The organism is Rhodospirillales bacterium (assembly GCA_023898785.1).
In the GTDB taxonomy this organism is placed as follows: Bacteria; Pseudomonadota; Alphaproteobacteria; order Micavibrionales; family Micavibrionaceae; genus TMED27.
Window position 1 is genome coordinate 1,238,793 of sequence record CP060239.1, and the last position, 19,023, is coordinate 1,257,815.

20 protein-coding genes and 1 pseudogene are annotated in these 19,023 nt (G+C 50.7%); 5 read left to right on the forward strand and 16 right to left on the reverse strand.

Features of this window, described 5'->3' with window-relative positions:
• Window positions 1–43 precede the first annotated feature (43 nt).
• From H6859_06280 to H6859_06305, 6 genes are read right to left on the reverse strand one after another with little or no spacing between them, the layout of a single operon-like run.
• On the reverse strand, window positions 44–694 hold the full coding sequence (locus tag H6859_06280; GenBank protein ID USO04772.1) for a hypothetical protein: 651 nt from the start codon (window positions 692–694) through the stop codon (window positions 44–46).
• A 33-nt stretch (window positions 695–727) separates the two neighbouring features.
• Window positions 728–985, reverse strand: coding sequence for a hypothetical protein (locus H6859_06285; GenBank protein ID USO06717.1), 258 nt, complete (start codon window positions 983–985; stop codon window positions 728–730).
• Window positions 986–1,020: 35 nt separating this feature from the next.
• Window positions 1,021–2,610, reverse strand: coding sequence for a head-tail connector protein (locus H6859_06290; protein USO04773.1), 1,590 nt, complete (start codon window positions 2,608–2,610; stop codon window positions 1,021–1,023).
• A gap of 16 nt (window positions 2,611–2,626) precedes the next feature.
• Window positions 2,627–2,887 (reverse strand): hypothetical protein, encoded by a 261-nt coding sequence (locus H6859_06295; GenBank protein ID USO04774.1) that lies wholly within the window; start codon window positions 2,885–2,887, stop codon window positions 2,627–2,629.
• Complete coding sequence (locus H6859_06300; GenBank protein ID USO04775.1) at window positions 2,875–3,306, reverse strand: hypothetical protein; 432 nt, start codon at window positions 3,304–3,306, stop codon at window positions 2,875–2,877. The genes H6859_06295 and H6859_06300 overlap by 13 nt, the downstream gene beginning before the upstream one ends.
• The gene (locus tag H6859_06305) at window positions 3,303–3,755 is read right to left on the reverse strand and encodes a hypothetical protein (GenBank protein ID USO04776.1); all 453 of its coding nucleotides are present in this window, start codon (window positions 3,753–3,755) and stop codon (window positions 3,303–3,305) included. The genes H6859_06300 and H6859_06305 overlap by 4 nt, the downstream gene beginning before the upstream one ends.
• Before the next feature lie 396 nt (window positions 3,756–4,151).
• Here H6859_06305 and H6859_06310 point away from each other — a divergent pair, with 396 nt between their 5' ends.
• Both H6859_06310 and H6859_06315 read left to right on the forward strand, forming a co-directional pair.
• Window positions 4,152–4,826 (forward strand): orotate phosphoribosyltransferase, encoded by a 675-nt coding sequence (locus H6859_06310; GenBank protein ID USO06718.1) that lies wholly within the window; start codon window positions 4,152–4,154, stop codon window positions 4,824–4,826.
• Window positions 4,823–5,581 carry an NAD kinase gene (locus H6859_06315; protein ID USO04777.1) on the forward strand — a complete coding sequence of 253 codons (759 nt, stop codon included), beginning with the start codon at window positions 4,823–4,825 and terminating at the stop codon, window positions 5,579–5,581. Before H6859_06310 ends, H6859_06315 begins: the two co-directional genes overlap by 4 nt.
• A gap of 445 nt (window positions 5,582–6,026) precedes the next feature.
• On the opposite strand, the gene H6859_06320 is transcribed toward H6859_06315, so the two are convergent.
• Window positions 6,027–6,878 carry a phosphoribosylaminoimidazolesuccinocarboxamide synthase gene (locus H6859_06320; GenBank protein USO04778.1) on the reverse strand — a complete coding sequence of 284 codons (852 nt, stop codon included), beginning with the start codon at window positions 6,876–6,878 and terminating at the stop codon, window positions 6,027–6,029.
• A gap of 138 nt (window positions 6,879–7,016) precedes the next feature.
• Here H6859_06320 and H6859_06325 point away from each other — a divergent pair, with 138 nt between their 5' ends.
• From H6859_06325 to grxD, 3 genes are all read left to right on the forward strand, one after another.
• Window positions 7,017–7,343 carry a DUF1476 domain-containing protein gene (locus H6859_06325; GenBank protein USO04779.1) on the forward strand — a complete coding sequence of 109 codons (327 nt, stop codon included), beginning with the start codon at window positions 7,017–7,019 and terminating at the stop codon, window positions 7,341–7,343.
• A gap of 369 nt (window positions 7,344–7,712) precedes the next feature.
• Window positions 7,713–7,952 (forward strand): BolA family transcriptional regulator, encoded by a 240-nt coding sequence (locus H6859_06330; protein ID USO04780.1) that lies wholly within the window; start codon window positions 7,713–7,715, stop codon window positions 7,950–7,952.
• Between the two features lie 25 nt (window positions 7,953–7,977).
• Window positions 7,978–8,307: a Grx4 family monothiol glutaredoxin gene (gene grxD / locus H6859_06335; protein USO04781.1), complete on the forward strand. Its 330-nt coding sequence runs from the start codon at window positions 7,978–7,980 to the stop codon at window positions 8,305–8,307.
• On the opposite strand, the gene rodA is transcribed toward grxD, so the two are convergent.
• The 9 genes and pseudogenes from rodA to H6859_06380 form a co-directional block, all read right to left on the reverse strand.
• The gene (gene rodA, locus H6859_06340) at window positions 8,304–9,431 is read right to left on the reverse strand and encodes a rod shape-determining protein RodA (GenBank protein ID USO04782.1); all 1,128 of its coding nucleotides are present in this window, start codon (window positions 9,429–9,431) and stop codon (window positions 8,304–8,306) included. The genes grxD and rodA overlap by 4 nt on opposite strands.
• Before the next feature lie 2 nt (window positions 9,432–9,433).
• Window positions 9,434–11,317 carry a penicillin-binding protein 2 gene (mrdA, locus tag H6859_06345; GenBank protein ID USO04783.1) on the reverse strand — a complete coding sequence of 628 codons (1,884 nt, stop codon included), beginning with the start codon at window positions 11,315–11,317 and terminating at the stop codon, window positions 9,434–9,436.
• 8 nt (window positions 11,318–11,325) lie between these two features.
• Complete coding sequence (locus tag H6859_06350; protein ID USO04784.1) at window positions 11,326–11,898, reverse strand: rod shape-determining protein MreD; 573 nt, start codon at window positions 11,896–11,898, stop codon at window positions 11,326–11,328.
• Window positions 11,899–12,421: 523 nt separating this feature from the next.
• Window positions 12,422–13,527: pseudogene (locus tag H6859_06355) on the reverse strand (IS3 family transposase).
• A gap of 385 nt (window positions 13,528–13,912) precedes the next feature.
• Window positions 13,913–14,791: a rod shape-determining protein MreC gene (mreC, locus tag H6859_06360; GenBank protein ID USO04785.1), complete on the reverse strand. Its 879-nt coding sequence runs from the start codon at window positions 14,789–14,791 to the stop codon at window positions 13,913–13,915.
• 147 nt (window positions 14,792–14,938) lie between these two features.
• A complete protein-coding gene (locus tag H6859_06365; protein USO06719.1) occupies window positions 14,939–15,571 on the reverse strand; it encodes an IS1595 family transposase in 633 nt (210 codons plus the stop codon).
• A 58-nt stretch (window positions 15,572–15,629) separates the two neighbouring features.
• On the reverse strand, window positions 15,630–17,021 hold the full coding sequence (locus H6859_06370; protein ID USO04786.1) for an NAD(P)(+) transhydrogenase (Re/Si-specific) subunit beta: 1,392 nt from the start codon (window positions 17,019–17,021) through the stop codon (window positions 15,630–15,632).
• A gap of 3 nt (window positions 17,022–17,024) precedes the next feature.
• Complete coding sequence (locus H6859_06375) at window positions 17,025–17,438, reverse strand: NAD(P) transhydrogenase subunit alpha (protein USO04787.1); 414 nt, start codon at window positions 17,436–17,438, stop codon at window positions 17,025–17,027.
• Window positions 17,438–18,700, reverse strand: a complete 1,263-nt coding sequence (locus H6859_06380) for a Re/Si-specific NAD(P)(+) transhydrogenase subunit alpha (GenBank protein USO04788.1) — start codon at window positions 18,698–18,700, stop codon at window positions 17,438–17,440. The genes H6859_06375 and H6859_06380 overlap by 1 nt, the downstream gene beginning before the upstream one ends.
• Window positions 18,701–19,023 lie beyond the last annotated feature (323 nt).

A 19,023-nucleotide genomic window follows, 5' to 3' on the forward strand; every position in this document is an offset into this window, starting at 1 on the left:
TTAAAAAGGGACGCGATTAAATCCGCGCCCCATGTCTTAATTTCTATTCGCCATAAACGTTCTTAAAGCCTTCGGTAACCTTGGCGATATGCGCAGGGTCTTTATCGCGCCAGTATTTTGGGTCGCGCATCATGGATTGAAGATCCTGCTCGCCTAGCACAGAAGGATTTTCGCTTTGCTTCTTGAGGCTTGGCTCTTCAGACTTCATCATTTTATAGAGCGCAAGCACCCCTTCGTAGGAACTGGAAAGATTCTCCAAAACATCGGCAGGAACATTTCTCTGACCGAACGCCAGCAATTGACGCGAAACTTCTTTCCATGCTTCCGGGCCGCCGAAATGATTCACGAGTTTTTCCACTTCGCGATCGGCGCTGAAATCCGTGGCGACGGTCTTGATCATCGGCACCATTTTTTCTGCAGCCAAGTCATAGACTTCCTGCACTTGCTCCTGGGTCATACCTTTGGCGTGGAGACGCCGGTTCACTTCGCCGTCGGGTTCAAACAGGCCATGATCACAATTCACACAGTATTCTTCCGGTGATTTTGGTGCAGTTGGACCGGCGGACATTTTCTTTTCCAATTCGGCATAGGAATTGACCAGCGCATCCAGGCGAAGTGCGCCGGTTTCCGGGTTTTTGAATTTCTCCGGAATAATCTCCGGGTCGATATCTTCGATAAGTAGGTTGGTAGTCATGGTTTTTAGTCTCCTTATTTGACAGTCAGAAAATTATTGCGGCTTACGGCCACGGTCGATGAGGCGTAAAATCGTGGCAACCATGGCACGCTGGCCTTCGAGGTAGCGCAGTTGATCGTCACCGACCCCCGGCCCCAGAGCCCGTTGAAACGTCACGACCTGTAAGTGTGCCAGCACCTTTTGGCCGTCGTCGGATGAAAACAGGCGTGCAAAAGCCTTTTCAATTTCGCGCAGCTCCGTTTTACCCGGTTCAGCCGGGGTATAAACCAGACCGCGCTCGGCGGCAGTCATGGGCAATGCGGTGTCTTTTTTAAAAATGTCGAATATCATGCTTGGTCTCCTTGTTGTTGGGGCGTGTCATCAACGGGCGGCGGCTCAACGACTGGCGCGGGTTGTATGAACTGTGACAGATCAATCTGCTGGATATCCTTGCGGATTAAATCGTTGGGTACTCCCAGCGCATCGCCGAGGAAACGCGCTGCTTGCGGCAGGTTAATTGCGGCGCTGGCCTCCGGCCCCATGGCCAGTACGGAAGAAATCCAGCTCAGCGTATTTTGGACATTCTTTTGCCCTTGAGAGCGCGCAAGCGGTGAGCGGTAATCGACTGCGACAAGGCGACCATCGAGTGCAATATCAGGGATTTCACCGCGGCGCTTAAGGATCATAAAGGCACGTTTTATCAACGGCGTTAGAAGCTCGGATTGCAGACGACCATAGGTTGCGCACAGCAAAAGCGACATTTCGGCGCTACGCTCCAGCACTTCGGTAGCTGTCATTTTGGGCGAAGCAATCGGCGCGAGACGATCCGCAAGCAAGGCATGACGGATGCGAGCCTGCAAACTATCGAGAACAAGCTGTGAGACATCAAAGCGCCCCGGCATATCAAGAGGCTGCAATCCCTTGGAGCCAATAGCTTTGGGGATGATGCTGCCGGGAGTGAGTTCAATATTGGCTGGATTAAGTACGCCGTCATCGTCGGCTTGCCAGATTCCGGTCACGGCAATAGAGGCGTTTTTCAGGATCAACTCGACGACTTTGTTTGCGGTTTTAATGTCGGGCAGCGCCTTCATAATCGGTGAGCGACCATAGATTTCGCCAGGGCTTTTCAGCCAGCGGAAAGAAATCATCGGCGATTGTTCGAACGACCCGGCGCTGAGCAAGACAGGTTGATCGTCCTGTTCAATCAAACACGCATGATAGCTGTAAATCAGCCCATCTGGTAGGACGGCTTCGAGAATTTTAAAACGCTCCTGCGGATCGCGCGCGGCGCGGCGCATAATTTCAGAGGGAAGCTCAGAGGCCGGATAACGAGATTTAATTTGCTCCAGCGTGAGTTTCATCAACCGGAATGCACCGTCGAGATGGCCGTTATCGCCCTCTTCCAACACCACATGGGTGAGCGGCGTGGAGGAAAATTTAAAGGCTGAAAAACTGCCGGGCTGTGATTCCTCAAACACTAGCGAAGCGGTGCCGCCGACGATAAGATCAAGATAGCATTGATGGATTTCGACGGCGAAGTTTGAACGATCGAAATGATCCTGAATGGTCTTGGCTGCTTTTTCGAGCACAGGGGCGAGGCGTTCAGATTCCTCATCGCTTAGATCCGGGCCGGCCTTCAGACCAAACCATTGCGACCATGTCGGCGTCAAATTGCCGAGCATGCTGGAAGCCAGTTGATCGGCGGCATCCATGGCGGTGGCGTCATAAATCTGATCAGTTTTGCGCTGACCTGCCATTGGCTGGCCGGTAAAACCGCCGCGTTGCGGCAGAGCGTAATTATAACACTCCTCCCACAGGCTTTCCCAATTGCTTCGTTTCTTTTGCGCGGCTTTGAAGCGATTTAACATGAGCGCCAGCCGGGCCTGAATTTCTTCGGGTTCCAAAGGTTGGTCTTTTGTTATTATAGTGTTTTGCATTGGTTAAACCTCTTTCCTATTCGCCGAGCAAAGTTTTACGCGGACTATGATCTTCGAGTGTGCTGAGCAGACCGCGAAAGCCAGTCAGAACGGTGCCGAAACGGCTGCGTTCACGACCCAGTAAATTCTGGGTGCGTACCTGCGATGCCATTTCCCCGACGCTTACCGCGCTGGCGGCACTTTCAGCCGCGCTTGTGGTCGTGTTGGTGGTTTGCGGAACATAGACGACTTGCGGCGTTGGCCTTGGCACACTTGACCTTGAACTTAAACTTCCCATGCTAAATCTCCTTTCGGGGTAAATGTCTGAACGGTTTGAATGCGTTTTAAATAGCGATAAAGCTGCCAGGGCGTCAGGATCAGGCGCTGGTGAATCCCCAGCACACGTTTGACGGCCTCGACGCAGCTATAAACAGCGAAAGGCGCTGGGCGCGGCGTGCGATTAATCGGTGCGGGCACAACCTTATGACCACGGTCTTTCATCCAGAGCGGCAGATCGAATTCCAGCGGCACACGGTGGACGGTGATGTCGGTATAATTCGACAGCGGATCAATGGTTATCCAGTTGTGACCGTCATTCAGTAAAACTGCACAATGACGAAAACCCGGTTTGAGTATTTTCAGCCATGCTAGGTCGGCATGGCCACTAAACATGACCCAGGCTTTGGTCGTGGCTTGTGATTCAGCATGCGAACTCATTGTACGGCGCCTTCTAAATTCAAATGATAATTCTCATAGAGCATGGCATCTTGCATCCAATCCCGGCTGGCGCTGGGCCCAGGCTCGATGATGCCTTTCTTTTCGAGGACTACGCCTATTCGCTCTAAAGCCTCGTGCCAGAGCTGGAATGCGCGGGCTTCTTTGACGCGGCGATCATCCGGCGCCAAATGCCGCCGCCCGTAATGACGCAGGACCAGCAAGTGATCCCGGAGCAAACGGCGCTGGCGATACAGCCGGTCGAGTACTTTCAAAATATCGAGCGGTTCGCAAGGACGCGGATACAGGCTTTGCCCGGCGACAAAACGTGCGCCGTCGGTGCGAGCTTCCTGCGCGGCGATAAACCAGAACCAAGCTTCTTCCGCATTGTGAAATGGTACAGTGTGCGAAGCGTTGCAGCCTTCTGTTTTTGTTTTATTTTCTGAACTCATCTGCATTCTTCCCCCTTATTTTAGATATAACTGTTCCCTTTATGTTCTCGTTTGTGCTATAAATTTTGTTATGAGTCAAGAATAAAATAAGAATTTATTCCTATTTATTTTTGCGCGTGCAAATGGGACTATTGTCCTATGTTGACTCACAAGAAAATCTGGCTGGCGATCGACAGACTGGCCAATGCATTTGGTTACTCCCCATCGGGACTGGCCAAGCAGGCCGGGCTAGACCCCACGTCTTTTAATAAAAGCAAGCGCCATAGCCCAGATGAAAAACCGCGCTGGCCTTCGACGGAAAGTATCTCTAAGATCCTGTCTGTAACGGGCGCGACGATGAGTGAATTTATCGCGCTGATTGATGATGATGACGAACACTATAAGGCCATATCGGCCATGGACAAGGAAGGAATAGCCAAAAAAACCGCACAGATTTTGCTCAACACAAAATCGGTTTTATTTAATGCGCGCGAGCCTTTCACACTCAAATCAGGCCGTGCAAGCCCGGTATATATTGATTGCCGCCGGCTGATTTCTTTTCCAAAAGAGCGTAGATTCCTGATGGATGCGGGCGCGCAGATGCTAGCCAATGACATCGGCGTAGAAAATATAGACGTGGTTGCAGGCGGAGAAACAGCCGGGATTCCTTATGGTGCGTTTGTGGCCGAGCGGTTGGAAAAGCCTATGATTTATGTGCGCAAGGAGCCTAAGGGCTATGGGCGCATGGCACAGATTGAAGGGCACTTGCCGGATAAAGGTACGCCAAAAGTGGTGCTGATTGAAGATTTACAAACCGATGGTGGCAGTAAAAAGATCTTTGTTGACGCATTGCGTGAAGTAGGCGCACAGGTTGAACATGCCTTTGTCGTTTTTCATTACGGGATTTTTGCTGCCAGCGAACAAAATATGAAAGATATGGGCATTACGCTGCACGCCTTGGCGACATGGTGGGATGTGCTGGCAATGGCCAAAGAGAAAAACTATTTTGACAAGGAAACTCTGGCGTCCGTTGATGCGTTTTTGAACGATCCGGAAAGCTGGGAGCCTACTCATCAAGAGGGCGCTGCATGAAATTAGGATTTTTTGCCGGAAAAAAACCGCGCGCGCAAAAAGCGTTAGAAGAGTTGAAAAGCGCTTATGGGTCTGTGCCGCCCGAAGAAGCCGATACGATTATCGTTTTGGGGGGCGATGGCACGATGCTGCGCGCCTTGCATGCCTTTGCCGATTATCAGGCGCCGTTGTTCGGCATGAATCTGGGTACGCTGGGGTTTTTGCTCAATGAAAGCCGTACAGGCGGTCTGGAAGAGCGGCTGGAAAACGCCAAACGTTTTACCATTCATCCACTGGTGATGGAAGCGATCGACCGCGATGGTCAAAAGCATAACGAGGTGGCGTTTAATGAAGTCTCGCTTTTGCGTGAAACTCACAACTCAGCCAAGATCAAAGTGCATGTTAATGATGACGTGCGGATTAAAGAGCTGGTTTGTGACGGGGTGATGGTTTCTACGGCAGTGGGCAGCACGGCCTATAACTCCTCTGCGGGCGGGCCGATTTTGCCGCTGCAATCCAATATTGTTGCCATGACGCCTATTTCCGCATTCCGGCCACGGCGCTGGCCGGGTGCACTGCTCCACAACAAGAGCAAAATTACGTTTGAAATTCTGCAGTCTATTGAACGCCCGGTCAGTGCGACAGCCGACTCCAAAGAGGTACGCGATGTGAAAAGCGTCGACATTCACGAATCTAAAAAGATTTCGAAAACGCTGCTCTTCGATCCTGAAAACCCGCTGCAAGAAAGGATTTTCAAGGAACAGTTTTTTTCTTAAGATTTTTGTTCGTACTCTGGCGTTTTTATAAGACGTGAATAATGATGTACGCTACAGCGCCTATAAACAAAAAGTACAAACTTCCAAATACAAACTCGATCGCCAAGCCAGCGTAAAATCTCTTTTGGGAAGCGTAGTTTTTTTGTTTAAAACGCCGGGTTCTGTATTCATCAGAAATGATACATCGCAATGGCGCGGTGACGGCTGTAAAAGCCCACCCTATTAACAAAAACTCCCCTACAACACCTAGTAGTGCATGCATGTTATATACTCCAAGGGTTTTAAAAACGTTTTTTAGTTAACTCTCTTTTGTCATTCCGACCGAGCGACAGCGCGTGGAGGAATCTTATCAAACTGATAGCGGATAAGATCCCTCGGCTTTCTGCTTTCCCCGGATCAAGTCCGGGGTCCGCAGAACGAGACGCTCGGGATGACATGGAAAAAATTAAGCTTTCCGCGGTTTACCCGGTTTGACGTCGCGCATACGGCGTTTTTCGGCCAGTTCGTTTTCTATCAGTTCGAGTTTTTCGGCAAGTTGTTCATTGATGCTGCCGCCTTTGACGATGCCGCCTTCGGGGATCAGACCGAGCCTTTGGGCGATATATTGGTAGCCCTCAATCAGATCACCGAGATCAAAACGAAAGCGGTCTTTGTCCAGCTTTTCACCTGTTTTGGCATCCCAGAGACGGCAATTGTCGGGTGAAATCTCATCGGCCAGCACGATATAAAGCTCGCCATGCTCACCATAGATGCGGCCAAATTCAAGTTTAAAATCAACCAGCCGCAGACCGATGCCGGAGAACAGGCCATTGAGGTAATCATTGACGCGCCAGGCCATTGCGACCATTTCTTCAAGCTCGTAAGGATCGGCCCAACCGAAGGTCATGATGTGGTCTTCGCTGACCATCGGATCGCCCAGTTCGTCTTTCTTGTAGTAATATTCAACCAGCGGGCGTTGCAGGATTGTGCCCTCTTCCACGCCGAGGCGCTTACACAAAGACCCGGCGGCGATATTCCGTACAACCACCTCAAGCGGGATAATTTCCACTTCGCGCACCAGTTGCTCGCGCATATTAATGGAGCGCATAAAGTGCGTCGGGATACCGATACCTTCAAGCTTTGTCATCAGATGTGCGGAAATGCGATTGTTCAATACGCCTTTGCCCGCGATAACGTCATGTTTTGCGCCGTTTCCTGCAGTCGCATCATCCTTAAAGTATTGTATAACCGTGCCCGGCTCCGGCCCCTCATAAAGCGTTTTGGCCTTGCCATCATAAATCATTTTTCTGCGCGGCATAGCTCGCTCCTTCTTTGTTCCAAGGCTGCATCATTAAAGCATTTACATGTATATAACAATGGATTTTAGGCGATTCCAATGCTACAAACCATGTTAGAATGTTATTTTCAGTGATAAACGCACATTCAAGAGGTAGAAATGTCATCATTTGACGAACGGAAAGACGCATTTGAAAATAAATTTGCGCATGAAGAAAAACTGGATTTTGCTGTAGAAGCCCGTTGTTCGAAGCTTTTTGGCCTTTGGGTGGCCGAGCAATTTGGTCTTGAGGGTGCGGATGCTAAGACATATGCGATGGAGGTTGTTGAATCCAATCTTGAAGAGCCCGGCTTTGATGATGTTTTACGCAAGGTAAAAGGCGATCTCGAAGGAAAAGACATTGAAATATCGGATCATATGCTCAACACACAGCTTGATATTGCGCTTGAAAAAGCGAGGAAGCAGATTAAGGAGGAAGGCGCATGAAAAGCGCCATCATCCCATTTCCGCATTTAAACATCAAAAAAGCCTCGAAAATTTCGAGGCTTTTATTTTTCCCACTCAAACCCAATCTTGCCGCACTTGGTTGCAATAAGATCGGGTAATCTCCCCATTCAACACGCCTAGCTTTTTGCCTTACTCTTTACATGTTGCAGTGTCTTTATACTCTTTCCAATTTATAGAAGCAATAAAAAATATATTTTAATAGAATGGTTTAGTTAAATTCTATAATTTAAACACTCTTCTGCATTTTTTATTCGGTTCGCATAAAAACGTTTTGCATTTGACTTGTCATTACGCTTGAAGCACCTTACATCTTTTGATGATACAAGCCCTTACGTGAAAGAAAATACCATGGCTATGGATGCAGAAGCGATCAAGACCATGATCACCGCCAATATTCCGGACGCAGAAGTGCGTATTGAAGATTTGCGCGGTGATGGCGATCATTATGCGGCTCATATCACGGCACCGTGTTTTGCGGGTAAAAGCCGGATACAGCAGCACCAGATGGTTTATGGGGCCCTAAAAGGTAAAATGGGGGGCGATCTCCATGCGCTGTCGATCAAAACGTGCGCTCCAAAAGAAGGTTAACACTTACAAGGAAAGAATTTTAACGATGCAAAATGTTTTATTTGAACGCATTCAAAAGGAACTGGATGATCATGATGTGGTTTTGTTCATGAAGGGTGAAGCGGCTTTTCCACAATGCGGCTTTTCCTCTCTGGTGGTGCAGGTTCTTTCGCAGCTAGGCGTCCCGTTTAAAGACATCAACGTGCTGGAAGACAGCGATCTACGTCAGGGGATCAAGGATTTTACCAACTGGCCGACTATTCCGCAGCTCTATGTGAAGGGCGAGTTTATCGGTGGGTGCGACATTGTCCGCGAGATGTATGAAAGCGGCGAACTACAGCATCTATTCGATGAAAAAGGCGTTAAAGCCGCCTAACGGCTCACCTTCGTATCGGGATGCAGACTGCAGCTCATCATCAGGCCGAAACCGATGAGCGCAGCGAGCATTGAGGTACCTCCATACGAGATCAGCGGCAAGGGCGCGCCGACAACCGGGATTAACCCCATCACCATTGCGATATTGATAAACACATAGAGCGAGAAATTCACACTCAGGCCCAGTGCCAGATAACGTGCGAAATTCTGGCGCGATTTAAGTGCGATCAACAACCCGTAGAGCAAAATCAAACCAAAGAGCATAAGCAGGATTACTCCACCAAAGAGCCCCTGCTCTTCCGCCCAAAGCGTGAAGATAAAATCGGTTTGTTTTTCAGGCAGGAAGTTGAGGCGGCTTTGCGTGCCTTCCAAGAAGCCTTTGCCGTTTATCCCGCCGGAGCCGAGCGCAATTTTCGACTGGGTGATGTGATAGCCGGCGCCAAGCGGATCGCTCTCCGGGTTGAGGAAAGTCAGCACGCGTTGTTTCTGGTAATCATGCATAAAATGCCAAGCTACCGGAATACTTGCCAGCGCCAAAACGCCACCGCCGATATAAAGCCAGATTGAAGCGCCGGCCATGAATAGCATGGCCGCACCAACCATCACAATCATCAGTGAAGTTCCCAGGTCCGGCTGTAACAGCACCAGTGCAACAGGCGCGAGAATAATCAGTGTCGGGATCACCAGAAACGGCAAGCGGCGCATATCGTCAATCGTGGCCGCGTGGAAGTAGCGTGCCAGGGCCATAACCACCACGATTTTCATAAGTTCAGATGGCTGAAGCTGCATAAAACCCAGATTAATCCAACGCTGCGCGCCCATGCCAACGTGGCCCATAATTTCAACAATAATCAGCAGTCCCAACCCCAGAAAATACAAAGGCCATGTCAAACGGAACCACCATTTCAAGTCGATCATCGCAATGATCACCATCCCTATTGCTGCGATGCCAAAGCGCATCATCTGTTTGGATGCCCAAGGTGAAAAATTGCCCCCCGCAGCAGAATAGAGTGCAGCGAAACCGATACAAGATACCGCTGTAATTAATAGTATAAGCCCCCAATTGAGATGCTTGAGTTTTTCGAACATGTTTTGATCGGTGTGGAGTCTGATGGAATGGCGCATAATTATGCTGGCTCCTTCGATTTGAGCCGCGATGCGGTACCTTGCGTCTGCCCGTGAACAGGCGTGGCGCCAGGATTGCGCTTTTGCGTTTCAATCAGCAGGTCTCGCGCCAAAGGCGCCGCCGTGCGCGAGCCACCAATGCCATGTTCTACCACGACAGAGGCTATATAACGGGGATTTTCCAGCGGCGCATAGCCGACAAACAGCGCATGATGACGGCTTTTCCATTGTAGTTCTTCATTCTTAATGCCGGACATGCGCTGCTTCATGGTAATGCGCTGAACTTGTCCGGTACCGGTCTTTCCACCAAAGGCCAATGCCGGATCCTCTGCGCGTGAACCATAGGCTGTGCCCTTTTCATCGTTAACCACGCGGTCCATTCCGGTTTTGATCAAATTCAAATGCTCCGGGCTAATACCCAGTTTTGGCCACCCACTTTCAGGCATAATATTTTTCGCCAGCCCATCGGCCGTGACCCAAGGTTTAACGGCATAACCGCCATTAACGAGGCGCGCGGTCATAACAGCAAGCTGGAGCGGTGTAGCCTGCAAATACCCCTGACCGATGCTGGCCACAACGGTTTCACCTGGCTGCCATTTTTGACCGATTTTGCCGCGTTTCCAAGCCTTATCAGGCACCAGCCCGGCGCGTTCTTCGGTGAGTTCAAAGTCAAGACTTTGCCCCAAACCCATCATGCGGGCGACATGCGCAATTTTGTCTATCCCGACTTTTGTCGACAATTCGTAAAAATATACATCGCAAGACATTTGCAGCGCTTTACGACAATCAACCCAACCATGGCCTCCACGCTTCCAGCAGTGAAAGCGATCACTCCCGAGTTCGTAATGGCCTTTGCAAAAGGCTGTGGTGTTTTCTGTTACGGCGCCTGCTTGCAGCCCCGCCAGCAGGCTGATCATTTTGAAGGTTGATGCGGGCGGGTATTGCCCTGAAACGGCCTTGTTGGTCAACGGATGGGCGGGATTAGCCAGCAACTCCTCCCAAAAGGCCGCCGAAATGCGCGAGGTAAAAGCGTTGGGGTCGAAAGACGGTGCGGAGGCCAGCGCATAAACTGCGCCGCTATGGGCATCCATGACCACAGCCGAGGCGCTTTTTTCCTGTGACAGACGTCCTTGCATAAAACGTTGAAGCTCGCCATCAATCGTGAGCGTTATGCGCTTACCGTTGCGGCTTTGATTTTTTTTAAGCTCGCGCACTTCACGTCCAACGACGTTCACTTCGACTTCAGCCTGACCGGCACTCCCTCGCATTTCCAGATCAAAGCGCTTTTCGATTCCGGTTTTACCGATTTTAAAGCCAGGAAGGCTTAAGAGCGGATCATCACCGACATCGTTTTTGCTGACTGCGCCGACATAGCCGACCAAATGGGCTGTAGCCTCCTTAAACGGATAGGTCCGGCGTTTGCCTGCATCGGTGCTTAAGCCTGGCAAATCCGGCAAATTGACCTCAATTTTTGCGACATCCTTCCAACTCAAATCATCGGTGATTTCAATCGGCACGAATTTTGCGGTTTTCCCGGCTTCTTTAAGAACGGCCTGAATATCGTCTTCGGACAACTCAATCATCCCTTGCAAGCGCCGGAGCGTTTGCTCGATATTCGCGGCCTGCTCGGGAATAATCAGCGCCCTGAAATTCTGGGCATTGACCGCCAGAGGCACACCAAAACGGTCGACAATTTCACCGCGCACGGGTGAGAGCACTTTCAGGTTGATTCTGTTTTTATCGGATAAGGTTTTGTAGCGAGCTCCCTGTGAAATCTGCAGCCACGCCAGCCGCCCGCCGAGTACGCCGAGCAGTGCGCCCTGCAATCCGGCGATGACAAATGCGCGGCGTGTAAAAACCCGAACCTGATCCTGATTTTTTTTCATGTGTCTAATTATAAGGTCATATCGGTTTTTTGCGACCCTATTCTGGTTTTACTGCGGCTGATTGGTGCGGGCAAAATCTTGTGTGAAAGATGCAAGAACAGATACAGCACCGGAAAGAGTACTATACCCAGAACATAGGATGAGACGAAATCGCGCACGGGCATCCATTGCAGGCTTAGTAAACATGACATGCTCCATTGAAAAATATGGAAGATTGCTGCCAATGCGGCAAAGCCCATCCATATAACCATGAAGGACTGACCGGTCAGAAATCGTCTTTGATCGACGACGACTATGCGCCCCAGCAGGAACAAAATGGCACTCAAACCCAAATATGGCATGCCTGTGATGAGATCAAGCAACAGGCCTATAGCAAAAACGAGCCAGGGCGGCAGCAATGTAGGGCGGTAAACAGACCAGTAATAAATTGCCATCAACAATAATGGCGCCTGAAAAAAAACGGCCAATGGGTAGGGAACGCTCACAACACTGAGAATGAAGATCATCGCCAGCACGGCGTAGGGCACGAGCATGCGCGCGATGAACTCCATTTTGTCTGTCAGGGATTCATAAGGGCCCATATCAAGTTTGCCTGCTCAGGTTTTGGACAATAAAAAAGAGCCTATCAGGCTCTCGACGATTTTTCATTGAAAAAGGTTTTAAAAAAGTCCTGTCAACTCTCACACTAAGCCTATTGCAAAAGTAGGATAATTTTGTAACAGGTCCTCATGATGCGAGTGTTAAGGACAACTATTTTCGGGTTTGGTGAAAACAGGTTGGTAGTCGTCCGTGACATCCATACACATGCAAGGTGTCAAACTTTTCCCGCTCTGGGCAAAGTACATACAAGGCGTGCTTATATTTTCTATCCAGAAAAGTTTTTCACCATCAGGTGTAAAATTAAATGCGTATTTATGTGTTTTGTCTTCGACAACAGAGGTGGTCTCGGTTCTTCGGCCAGCTTTGCGGCGAAGTTAAGCTACGATCGGTTGGTTATTGTCATGCCGCCTGCCTGTGGTTTTGTTTCTCCGGGTGAAGGGCGCGGCCGCCGGAGCCGTTAGGCGGAGGCGGCAAGCCCGAGGCCGGAGAAACAAAATTTCGTTCATCATAAACGTCGTCCGGGGTTTGTCCATCAAATACCGAATGCGGCCTCTGCGCGTTGTAAAACGCCAGCCAGCGCCCGATATCCCGCCTGGCTTGCAGGCCGCTCTCGAACGCGTTCAGATACACGCATTCATATTTCAGACTCCGCCACAGCCGCTCGATGAACACATTGTCCATCCAGCGGCCCTTGCCGTCCATCGAGATCGCGATCCCGTTTTCTTTCAGGACGCCCGTCCACGCGTCCGCCGTGAACTGGCTGCCCTGATCGGTATTGAAGATCTCCGGCGGCCCGTAGCGGGCGATGGCTTCCTCCAGCGCCTCCACGCAAAAGCGCGTTTCCATCGTGTTCGACAGCCGCCAGGCCAGCACCTTCCGGCTGGCCCAGTCCATGATCGCTACCAGATACAAAAACCCGCGTTTGACAGGGATGTACGTGATATCCGCGCACCATACATGGTTCGGGCGGGTGATCGTGAGCCCCTTGAGCCGGTAGGGATAAATCCGGTGGCCGGGATGCGGCATCGAAGTGCGCGGCCTTTGATAGACCGCCTCGATTCCCATCAGGCGCATCAGACGCCGCACGCGGGTGCGGCCTACCTCGTACCCCTGACGGCGCAGATGCCGGGCCATCTGACGGGACCCGTAAAACGGGGTTTGCAGGAATTGCGCGTCAATCAGCCGCATCAGCGCCAAATTGTCCGCGCTCTCCCCGCGCCGCTCGTAATACCAGCCAGAGCGGCTGATCCCCAGCAACCGGCACTGCGCCGCGATGCCGATATTGTCATTGGACGGGTCTACCATTTCCTGCCGCCCCCGGACCGCAACCGGGCGGAGGCATCGGCTAAAAAATCACGTTCCACTGTCAGCTGTCCGATCTTGGCGTGCAAGTCCCTGACCTCGGCGTTATGCGCGTCCGCTCGCGATTCCAGCTTGCCCGCAAAACCCGCCTCCAGCGCAGCCAGAGCCTCCTTCTTCCAACGGTGAATGACCGTCGCATGCACCCCGTAACGGGATGACAGCTCCGTGATCGGCGCGTCCTCCCGCAACGCCGCCAGCGCAACCTGCGCTTTAAACTTCGCCGGGTAGTTCTTCCTTGTCTTACTCATAATCCATGACCCTCCTTCGGTCATAGATCGTAGCTTAACTCACTGTCCGAATTCTTGGGACCACCTCTACCAGACCTTACTCTCGTTTTTCGGACGCGAAGTAATGATGATCGCGCCAGAAACAGGTTCAGATTGGATGTTTTCGAGTTCTGAGTGCAGAAGACGATCTATTTTTGCAACATAGTCAAGATGGGCAGCTTGATCGCTTAACCGGTATTTCATAACAGGGTCTGGAAGATAGAGAAACACATAGTCGCTAGTTTTATCTTCCGCTTCGACTGTTCCCGAAGATACAATAAAGAGCGCTATTGAAAGCGCACATGTCAGTATTATTTTGGTGTGTATAAATATAGACAAGTCTCTCCTTGTATAGCATGAAATATTCCTAAAACCCACCGGGGCGCAAGTTCGGATCTTCGGGTTTATTGACAATGCGCACATGCATCAGGCGGTTGAAATTGGCGAACGGCTCGATCACGATTTCTCCCCGGGTGTCGCTGACCACACCAACGGGCAAGCCGACCGGGAATACGCCACCAACGCCGGATGTCACCACCCGCGCACCCTTTGAGACCTTACTTTCGGGTGGCAAGTGAACCAGAGTGCCTTTTTGGTCGTTCTGCCCGGCGAAGATCGCGTGCTGGCGGCTGCCTTCCACAAGAACCGGTACGCGCGAGTTCATATCGGTGATCAACAATACACGGGCGCTGCGTTCTCCCGCCTCAACAACCCGGCCAATCAGGCCGTCGGCGGCTATAACGGCCTGACCTTTTTGTACGCCATCGACGCGTCCGGCGGAAACCAGCAGGCTTTTGGCAAAGGTGTTCGTGCTGTCCGATAAAATGCGCGCGGTGATGTATGTGTGCGGCGTATCGAGTTTTACATTCATGAGTTCGCGCAGGGATTTGTTTTCCGCTTCGAGCAAAAGCGCGGTTTGATACCATTCGCGCAGCTTGGTGTTTTCTTCAAGCAGACGGGCATTTTCAGCCTGGAGCGCGGCCAGCCCGGTGACATCGCGAACGAAAATGGCCGCTTTTTGCAGGGGCGCAGAAACAATGTTCAGGACGGGCGCCGCCGCATCTGCCGCGTTCACACGCAGACCAGAAAGCGCTTGGGGGTGAAATGTTGAGACCGCAAGCAACCCTACAGACATTAGAACCAGAAGCCCCGTCGCCCCTACGGCAGAGAATAAAGGAGGGAGCGCTACACCTGAAAAGGCTTTTGAACCTAACCCACCACCAATTTTTTTTGTACGGCGCTTCACGGTAAAAATCTTTTTTATGATTTACGTGTTTAAAACTTTATTCAAGGTAACCAAGGCAAGATGTGTAATGCAATCCCGCTTTTACGATCATACAAGAAAAAGTGTTGGGGCTAAAGTATTTAAGAGTTAATGTTTAGAGTGTTTATATCAGTATTTTAGCTGCTTTAGAAGCTGTTCGTGGTTGCCGCCATTGAAGCGCCATTCTGCCTCCTTCAAGAACCAGTAAAAATTCTCCTGTTTGATGCCGTTAAATTTGTGCATCTGGCGCTTGGCCTGATTCCAAAAATTTTCTATCCCGTTGATGTGGTTGCGTCCGTCTGCAAACAGGTTTGAATGATTGATGCGCCGGTGATGAAAATCTGATACATCAAGTGCGTTATACCCCCTGAAAGCACCTGTATAAACGATGCTGTCGGGCGTGACTTTTTCCTGAATGATCGGTAGCAACGTCTCCGTCTTTGCGTTCGGAATAATGGCGGTGTAAACCTTGCCGCCGCGCTTTAACAAGCCAAAAACCGCAACTTTCCCTGCTGCGCCACGACCGCGTCTGCCTTTGCGTACACCGCCAAAATAACTCTCGTCCGCTTCGACTTCATCAGACAGATCATAACTTGGCTGCTTGCTCGCAATCAGTTGGCGCAGACGCATGTAAAAACGGATCGCTGTGTTGGCCTGAACGCCGACAATCTCCGCTGCCGCACGTGCCGTTGAACCAGCAACGAAATGTTCTATCAACCTTGCCTGTTGGCGGGGCGTTAATCTGCTTTTGCGTTCGTACATCGTAGCCATTTATACAACCTTGATCAGGTCTTAGCTACTTCAGCCCCAAAATTTAAGCTTAATGCTCTAAAGCCTTGATAATATTCTCGGTCATTTTTTTGGCATCGTCCAAGAGCATCATGGTCTGGTCTTCAAAAAAGAGCGGATTGTCGATTCCGGCATAACCGCTGCCCAGGGAGCGCTTCACAAACAGGACTGTTCGAGCTTTTTCTACGTCCAGCACCGGCATACCATAAATCGGCGAACCCGAATCGTTTTTGGCCGCAGGGTTAGTGATGTCGTTTGCCCCGATGATATAAGCCACGTCTGCCTGTGCAAAGTCACGGTTGATGTCTTCCATCTCGAACACCTCGTCATAAGGCACGTTGGCTTCGGCCAGCAGCACATTCATATGCCCAGGCATACGCCCCGCCACCGGGTGAATCGCATATTTGACATCCACCCCTTCTTTTTTAAGGATATCCGCCATTTCTCGCAAAGCGTGCTGAGCCTGCGCCACTGCCATGCCGTAGCCGGGAACGATAATAACTTTCGAGGCATTTTTCATGATATAGGCCGCGTCCTCAGCTGAGCCGATTTTGGCATTACGGTCCCCATGATCGTGCTCGGTACTGGCCGACTGCTCACCGCCAAACCCACCAAGAATAACGTTCATGAAACTCCGGTTCATACCCTTACACATAATGTAGGATAGAATTGCCCCGGATGCCCCGACCAGTGCGCCGGTGATAATCAGCAAATTGTTATGCAGCGTAAAGCCGATCCCGGCCGCCGCCCAGCCGGAATAGGAGTTCAGCATCGACACGATCACGGGCATATCCGCCCCGCCGATCGGGATAATCATCAAAACGCCCAAAGCCATAGACAGCAGGGCCACCAGCCAGAATATAAAGCTGCTCTCAGTGGTGCACAGGATAAGGATGAGTAGCAAAAGCAGCGCGCCCAACATGCCGTTCAGTGCGTGCTGCCCGCCGAATGTAATCGGTTTGCCTGACATGCGCCCCTCCAGCTTCGCCCAGGCAATGATCGAGCCGGTAAAGGTAATCGCCCCGATCGCCAGCCCCAAAGACATTTCAACCATGCTCGCAAAATGAATATCGTTCTTTGTGCCGATCCCATAGGCTTCTGGTGTGTAAAAGGCCGCCGCCGCCACGCACACCGCAGCCAATCCCACGAGTGAATGAAAGCCGGCCATAAGTTGCGGTAAATTGGTCATGTCGATCGTGCGGGCAATATGCGCGCCAACAGCGCCGCCAATGCCGATTCCTATCAAAATCCAGAATGTGCCGCCAACTTGCGGCAATAACAATGTCGTGACAATCGCCAGCGCCATGCCGATCATGCCAAAAGTTAAGCCCTGACGCGCGCTTTCAGGATGCGACAACCCGCGCAGAGCCAGGATAAACAGCATGGCAGAAGCGATATAGGCAAGAGCTGAAAAGGTTTCCATCGCTTATGATCCCTTCTTCTTAAACATCGACAGCATCCGGCGCGTAATAATAAAACCGCCGAAAATATTCACCGAAGCAAAGATCACGGCCAGAAACCCCAGCAGCGAAAAGCCTTCTTCCTTGGGCCAGACGGCCATAATCGCCCCGACAATAATCACCGAAGAAATCGCATTCGTAATCCCCATCAATGGTGAGTGAAGGGCAGGCGTTACCCGCCACACAACATGATAGCCGACGAAACATGCCAGAATAAAAACCGTCAGGCCTGTAATCAAAAACGGCTGGCCGTGAACCATGTCAGCCTGCACAGCTTCAGCCGCCTGAATCGTTGCCTGTTCAATCTGGTCCTTAACCGCATTGCCCTGTTCTATAAGCTCTTTAAGGCTTTCGCTTGGTGTGCGTTGAGTATCAGGCATTATTTTTTCTCCTTTTTGTTGGCGGAGGTTTTCTTCGCAGGAGCTTTTTTAGCCGCTGGCTTTGTTTTCTTTTCGGATGGCTTTTCTTCAGAGGCCTGCTTTTTAGCTGTTTTGGCTTCAGCCTTTTTAACCGCAAAATTAGGATGAATAATCTCGCCATCTCTGCTCAGGGCGATTCCCTTGATAATTTCATCGTCCCAATCAATCGCAAGCTTGGAAGTTTCAGAATCAATAATCAGTTTTAAAAGATTGAACAAATTCTTGGCATATAAAGCAGAGGCATCTGCCGCCAATCGGCTCGGTACGTTTGCGTGACCAACAATAGAAACACCGTGTTTCTGCACCACTTTGCCCACGCTTGAACCGGCGCAGTTGCCGCCGGCCTCAACGGCTAAATCCACAATGACGCTGCCGGGCTTCATCGATTTAACGGAAGGCTCATCAATGAGTTGTGGGGCAGGGCGCCCAGGAATAAGCGCTGTTGTAATCACAATATCCTGCTTGGCAATATGCCCGGCAACCAGTTCGGCCTGCCGCTTCTGATAGTCTTTCGACATTTCCTTGGCGTAACCACCGGCAGTTTCAGCCTCCTTAAACTCTTCATTTTCCACAGCGACAAAAGACGCACCGAGTGATTCAACCTGCTCCTTCGCCGCCGGGCGCACGTCCGTAGCGCTGACAACCGCGCCAAGCCTGCGCGCAGTTGCAATGGCCTGTAAGCCCGCAACACCTGCACCCATCACAAAAACTTTGGCTGGAGGAATAGTGCCTGCCGCTGTCATCATCATCGGAAATGCCCGCGCATAATGCTCAGTAGCATCCAAAACGGCCTTATACCCGGCCAGATTGGACTGGGATGACAAAACATCCATGCTCTGCGCGCGTGATATGCGCGGCACCAGTTCCATCGCAAAGGCGTTAATCCCGGCTCTGGCTAAATTGGAGACAAGATCGGCATTGCTGTACGGCGCAAGTAAAGCAATGAGGAGTGCCCCTTTGGGAATGCTTTTAAGTTCGTTTTCATTAGGGGCCTGTACCTTGAGAACAATATCGGCATTCTTGTATAAATCTTCCAATCCTTTTGAGATTGTGCCGCCACTGGCTTTATAAGTCTCATCCGTGATAGACGCGGCTTCGCCAGCACCGCTTTCTATCATAACAAGTGCGCCCATATCTTTGAGCTTTTTAACAGTCTCAGCAGAAGCCGCAACGCGTTTTTCATTTGCAGCCGTTTCCTTTGGTATGGCGATTTTTAATCCCACGGTAATTAGTCCTTGTTAAGTTTAAGAGCAGTTACATGCACTTAGAGTTTCTACGGAGATGAGGTAAAAGATGCCCGATCTTTATAGCTTTGTGAAGGGGCAAAACAAAATATATCCAGACCAATTCAAGCCTTATTTTAGATCTGCGCTGGCACAACATAATACACGCTATAGATGTTCATGTGCCTTAGCCCTTGTAAAACGGTGCGTTTTTATTTAGATTCTAATATAGCGATGGGCGTTCGCCTCCGCTTCATTAAACTGCTCTGGTTTATGTCTAACGTGCGTTGTTTTTAATATGCGTTTAAAATTTTTATCGCTTT

Excerpts from the sequence above, each read along its gene's own strand:
- H6859_06280 (USO04772.1), bottom strand. The coding sequence starts at position 694 with ATGACTACCAACCTACTTATCGAAGATATCGACCCGGAGATTATTCCG.
- H6859_06285 (USO06717.1), bottom strand. The coding sequence starts at position 985 with ATGACTGCCGCCGAGCGCGGTCTGGTTTATACCCCGGCTGAACCGGGT.
- H6859_06290 (USO04773.1), bottom strand. The coding sequence starts at position 2,610 with ATGCAAAACACTATAATAACAAAAGACCAACCTTTGGAACCCGAAGAA.
- H6859_06295 (USO04774.1), bottom strand. The coding sequence starts at position 2,887 with ATGGGAAGTTTAAGTTCAAGGTCAAGTGTGCCAAGGCCAACGCCGCAA.
- H6859_06300 (USO04775.1), bottom strand. The coding sequence starts at position 3,306 with ATGAGTTCGCATGCTGAATCACAAGCCACGACCAAAGCCTGGGTCATG.
- H6859_06305 (USO04776.1), bottom strand. The coding sequence starts at position 3,755 with ATGAGTTCAGAAAATAAAACAAAAACAGAAGGCTGCAACGCTTCGCAC.
- H6859_06310 (USO06718.1), top strand. The coding sequence starts at position 4,152 with ATGGACAAGGAAGGAATAGCCAAAAAAACCGCACAGATTTTGCTCAAC.
- H6859_06315 (USO04777.1), top strand. The coding sequence starts at position 4,823 with ATGAAATTAGGATTTTTTGCCGGAAAAAAACCGCGCGCGCAAAAAGCG.
- H6859_06320 (USO04778.1), bottom strand. The coding sequence starts at position 6,878 with ATGCCGCGCAGAAAAATGATTTATGATGGCAAGGCCAAAACGCTTTAT.
- H6859_06325 (USO04779.1), top strand. The coding sequence starts at position 7,017 with ATGTCATCATTTGACGAACGGAAAGACGCATTTGAAAATAAATTTGCG.
- H6859_06330 (USO04780.1), top strand. The coding sequence starts at position 7,713 with ATGGCTATGGATGCAGAAGCGATCAAGACCATGATCACCGCCAATATT.
- grxD (USO04781.1), top strand. The coding sequence starts at position 7,978 with ATGCAAAATGTTTTATTTGAACGCATTCAAAAGGAACTGGATGATCAT.
- rodA (USO04782.1), bottom strand. The coding sequence starts at position 9,431 with ATGCGCCATTCCATCAGACTCCACACCGATCAAAACATGTTCGAAAAA.
- mrdA (USO04783.1), bottom strand. The coding sequence starts at position 11,317 with ATGAAAAAAAATCAGGATCAGGTTCGGGTTTTTACACGCCGCGCATTT.
- H6859_06350 (USO04784.1), bottom strand. The coding sequence starts at position 11,898 with ATGGGCCCTTATGAATCCCTGACAGACAAAATGGAGTTCATCGCGCGC.
- H6859_06365 (USO06719.1), bottom strand. The coding sequence starts at position 15,571 with ATGTACGAACGCAAAAGCAGATTAACGCCCCGCCAACAGGCAAGGTTG.
- H6859_06370 (USO04786.1), bottom strand. The coding sequence starts at position 17,021 with ATGGAAACCTTTTCAGCTCTTGCCTATATCGCTTCTGCCATGCTGTTT.
- H6859_06375 (USO04787.1), bottom strand. The coding sequence starts at position 17,438 with ATGCCTGATACTCAACGCACACCAAGCGAAAGCCTTAAAGAGCTTATA.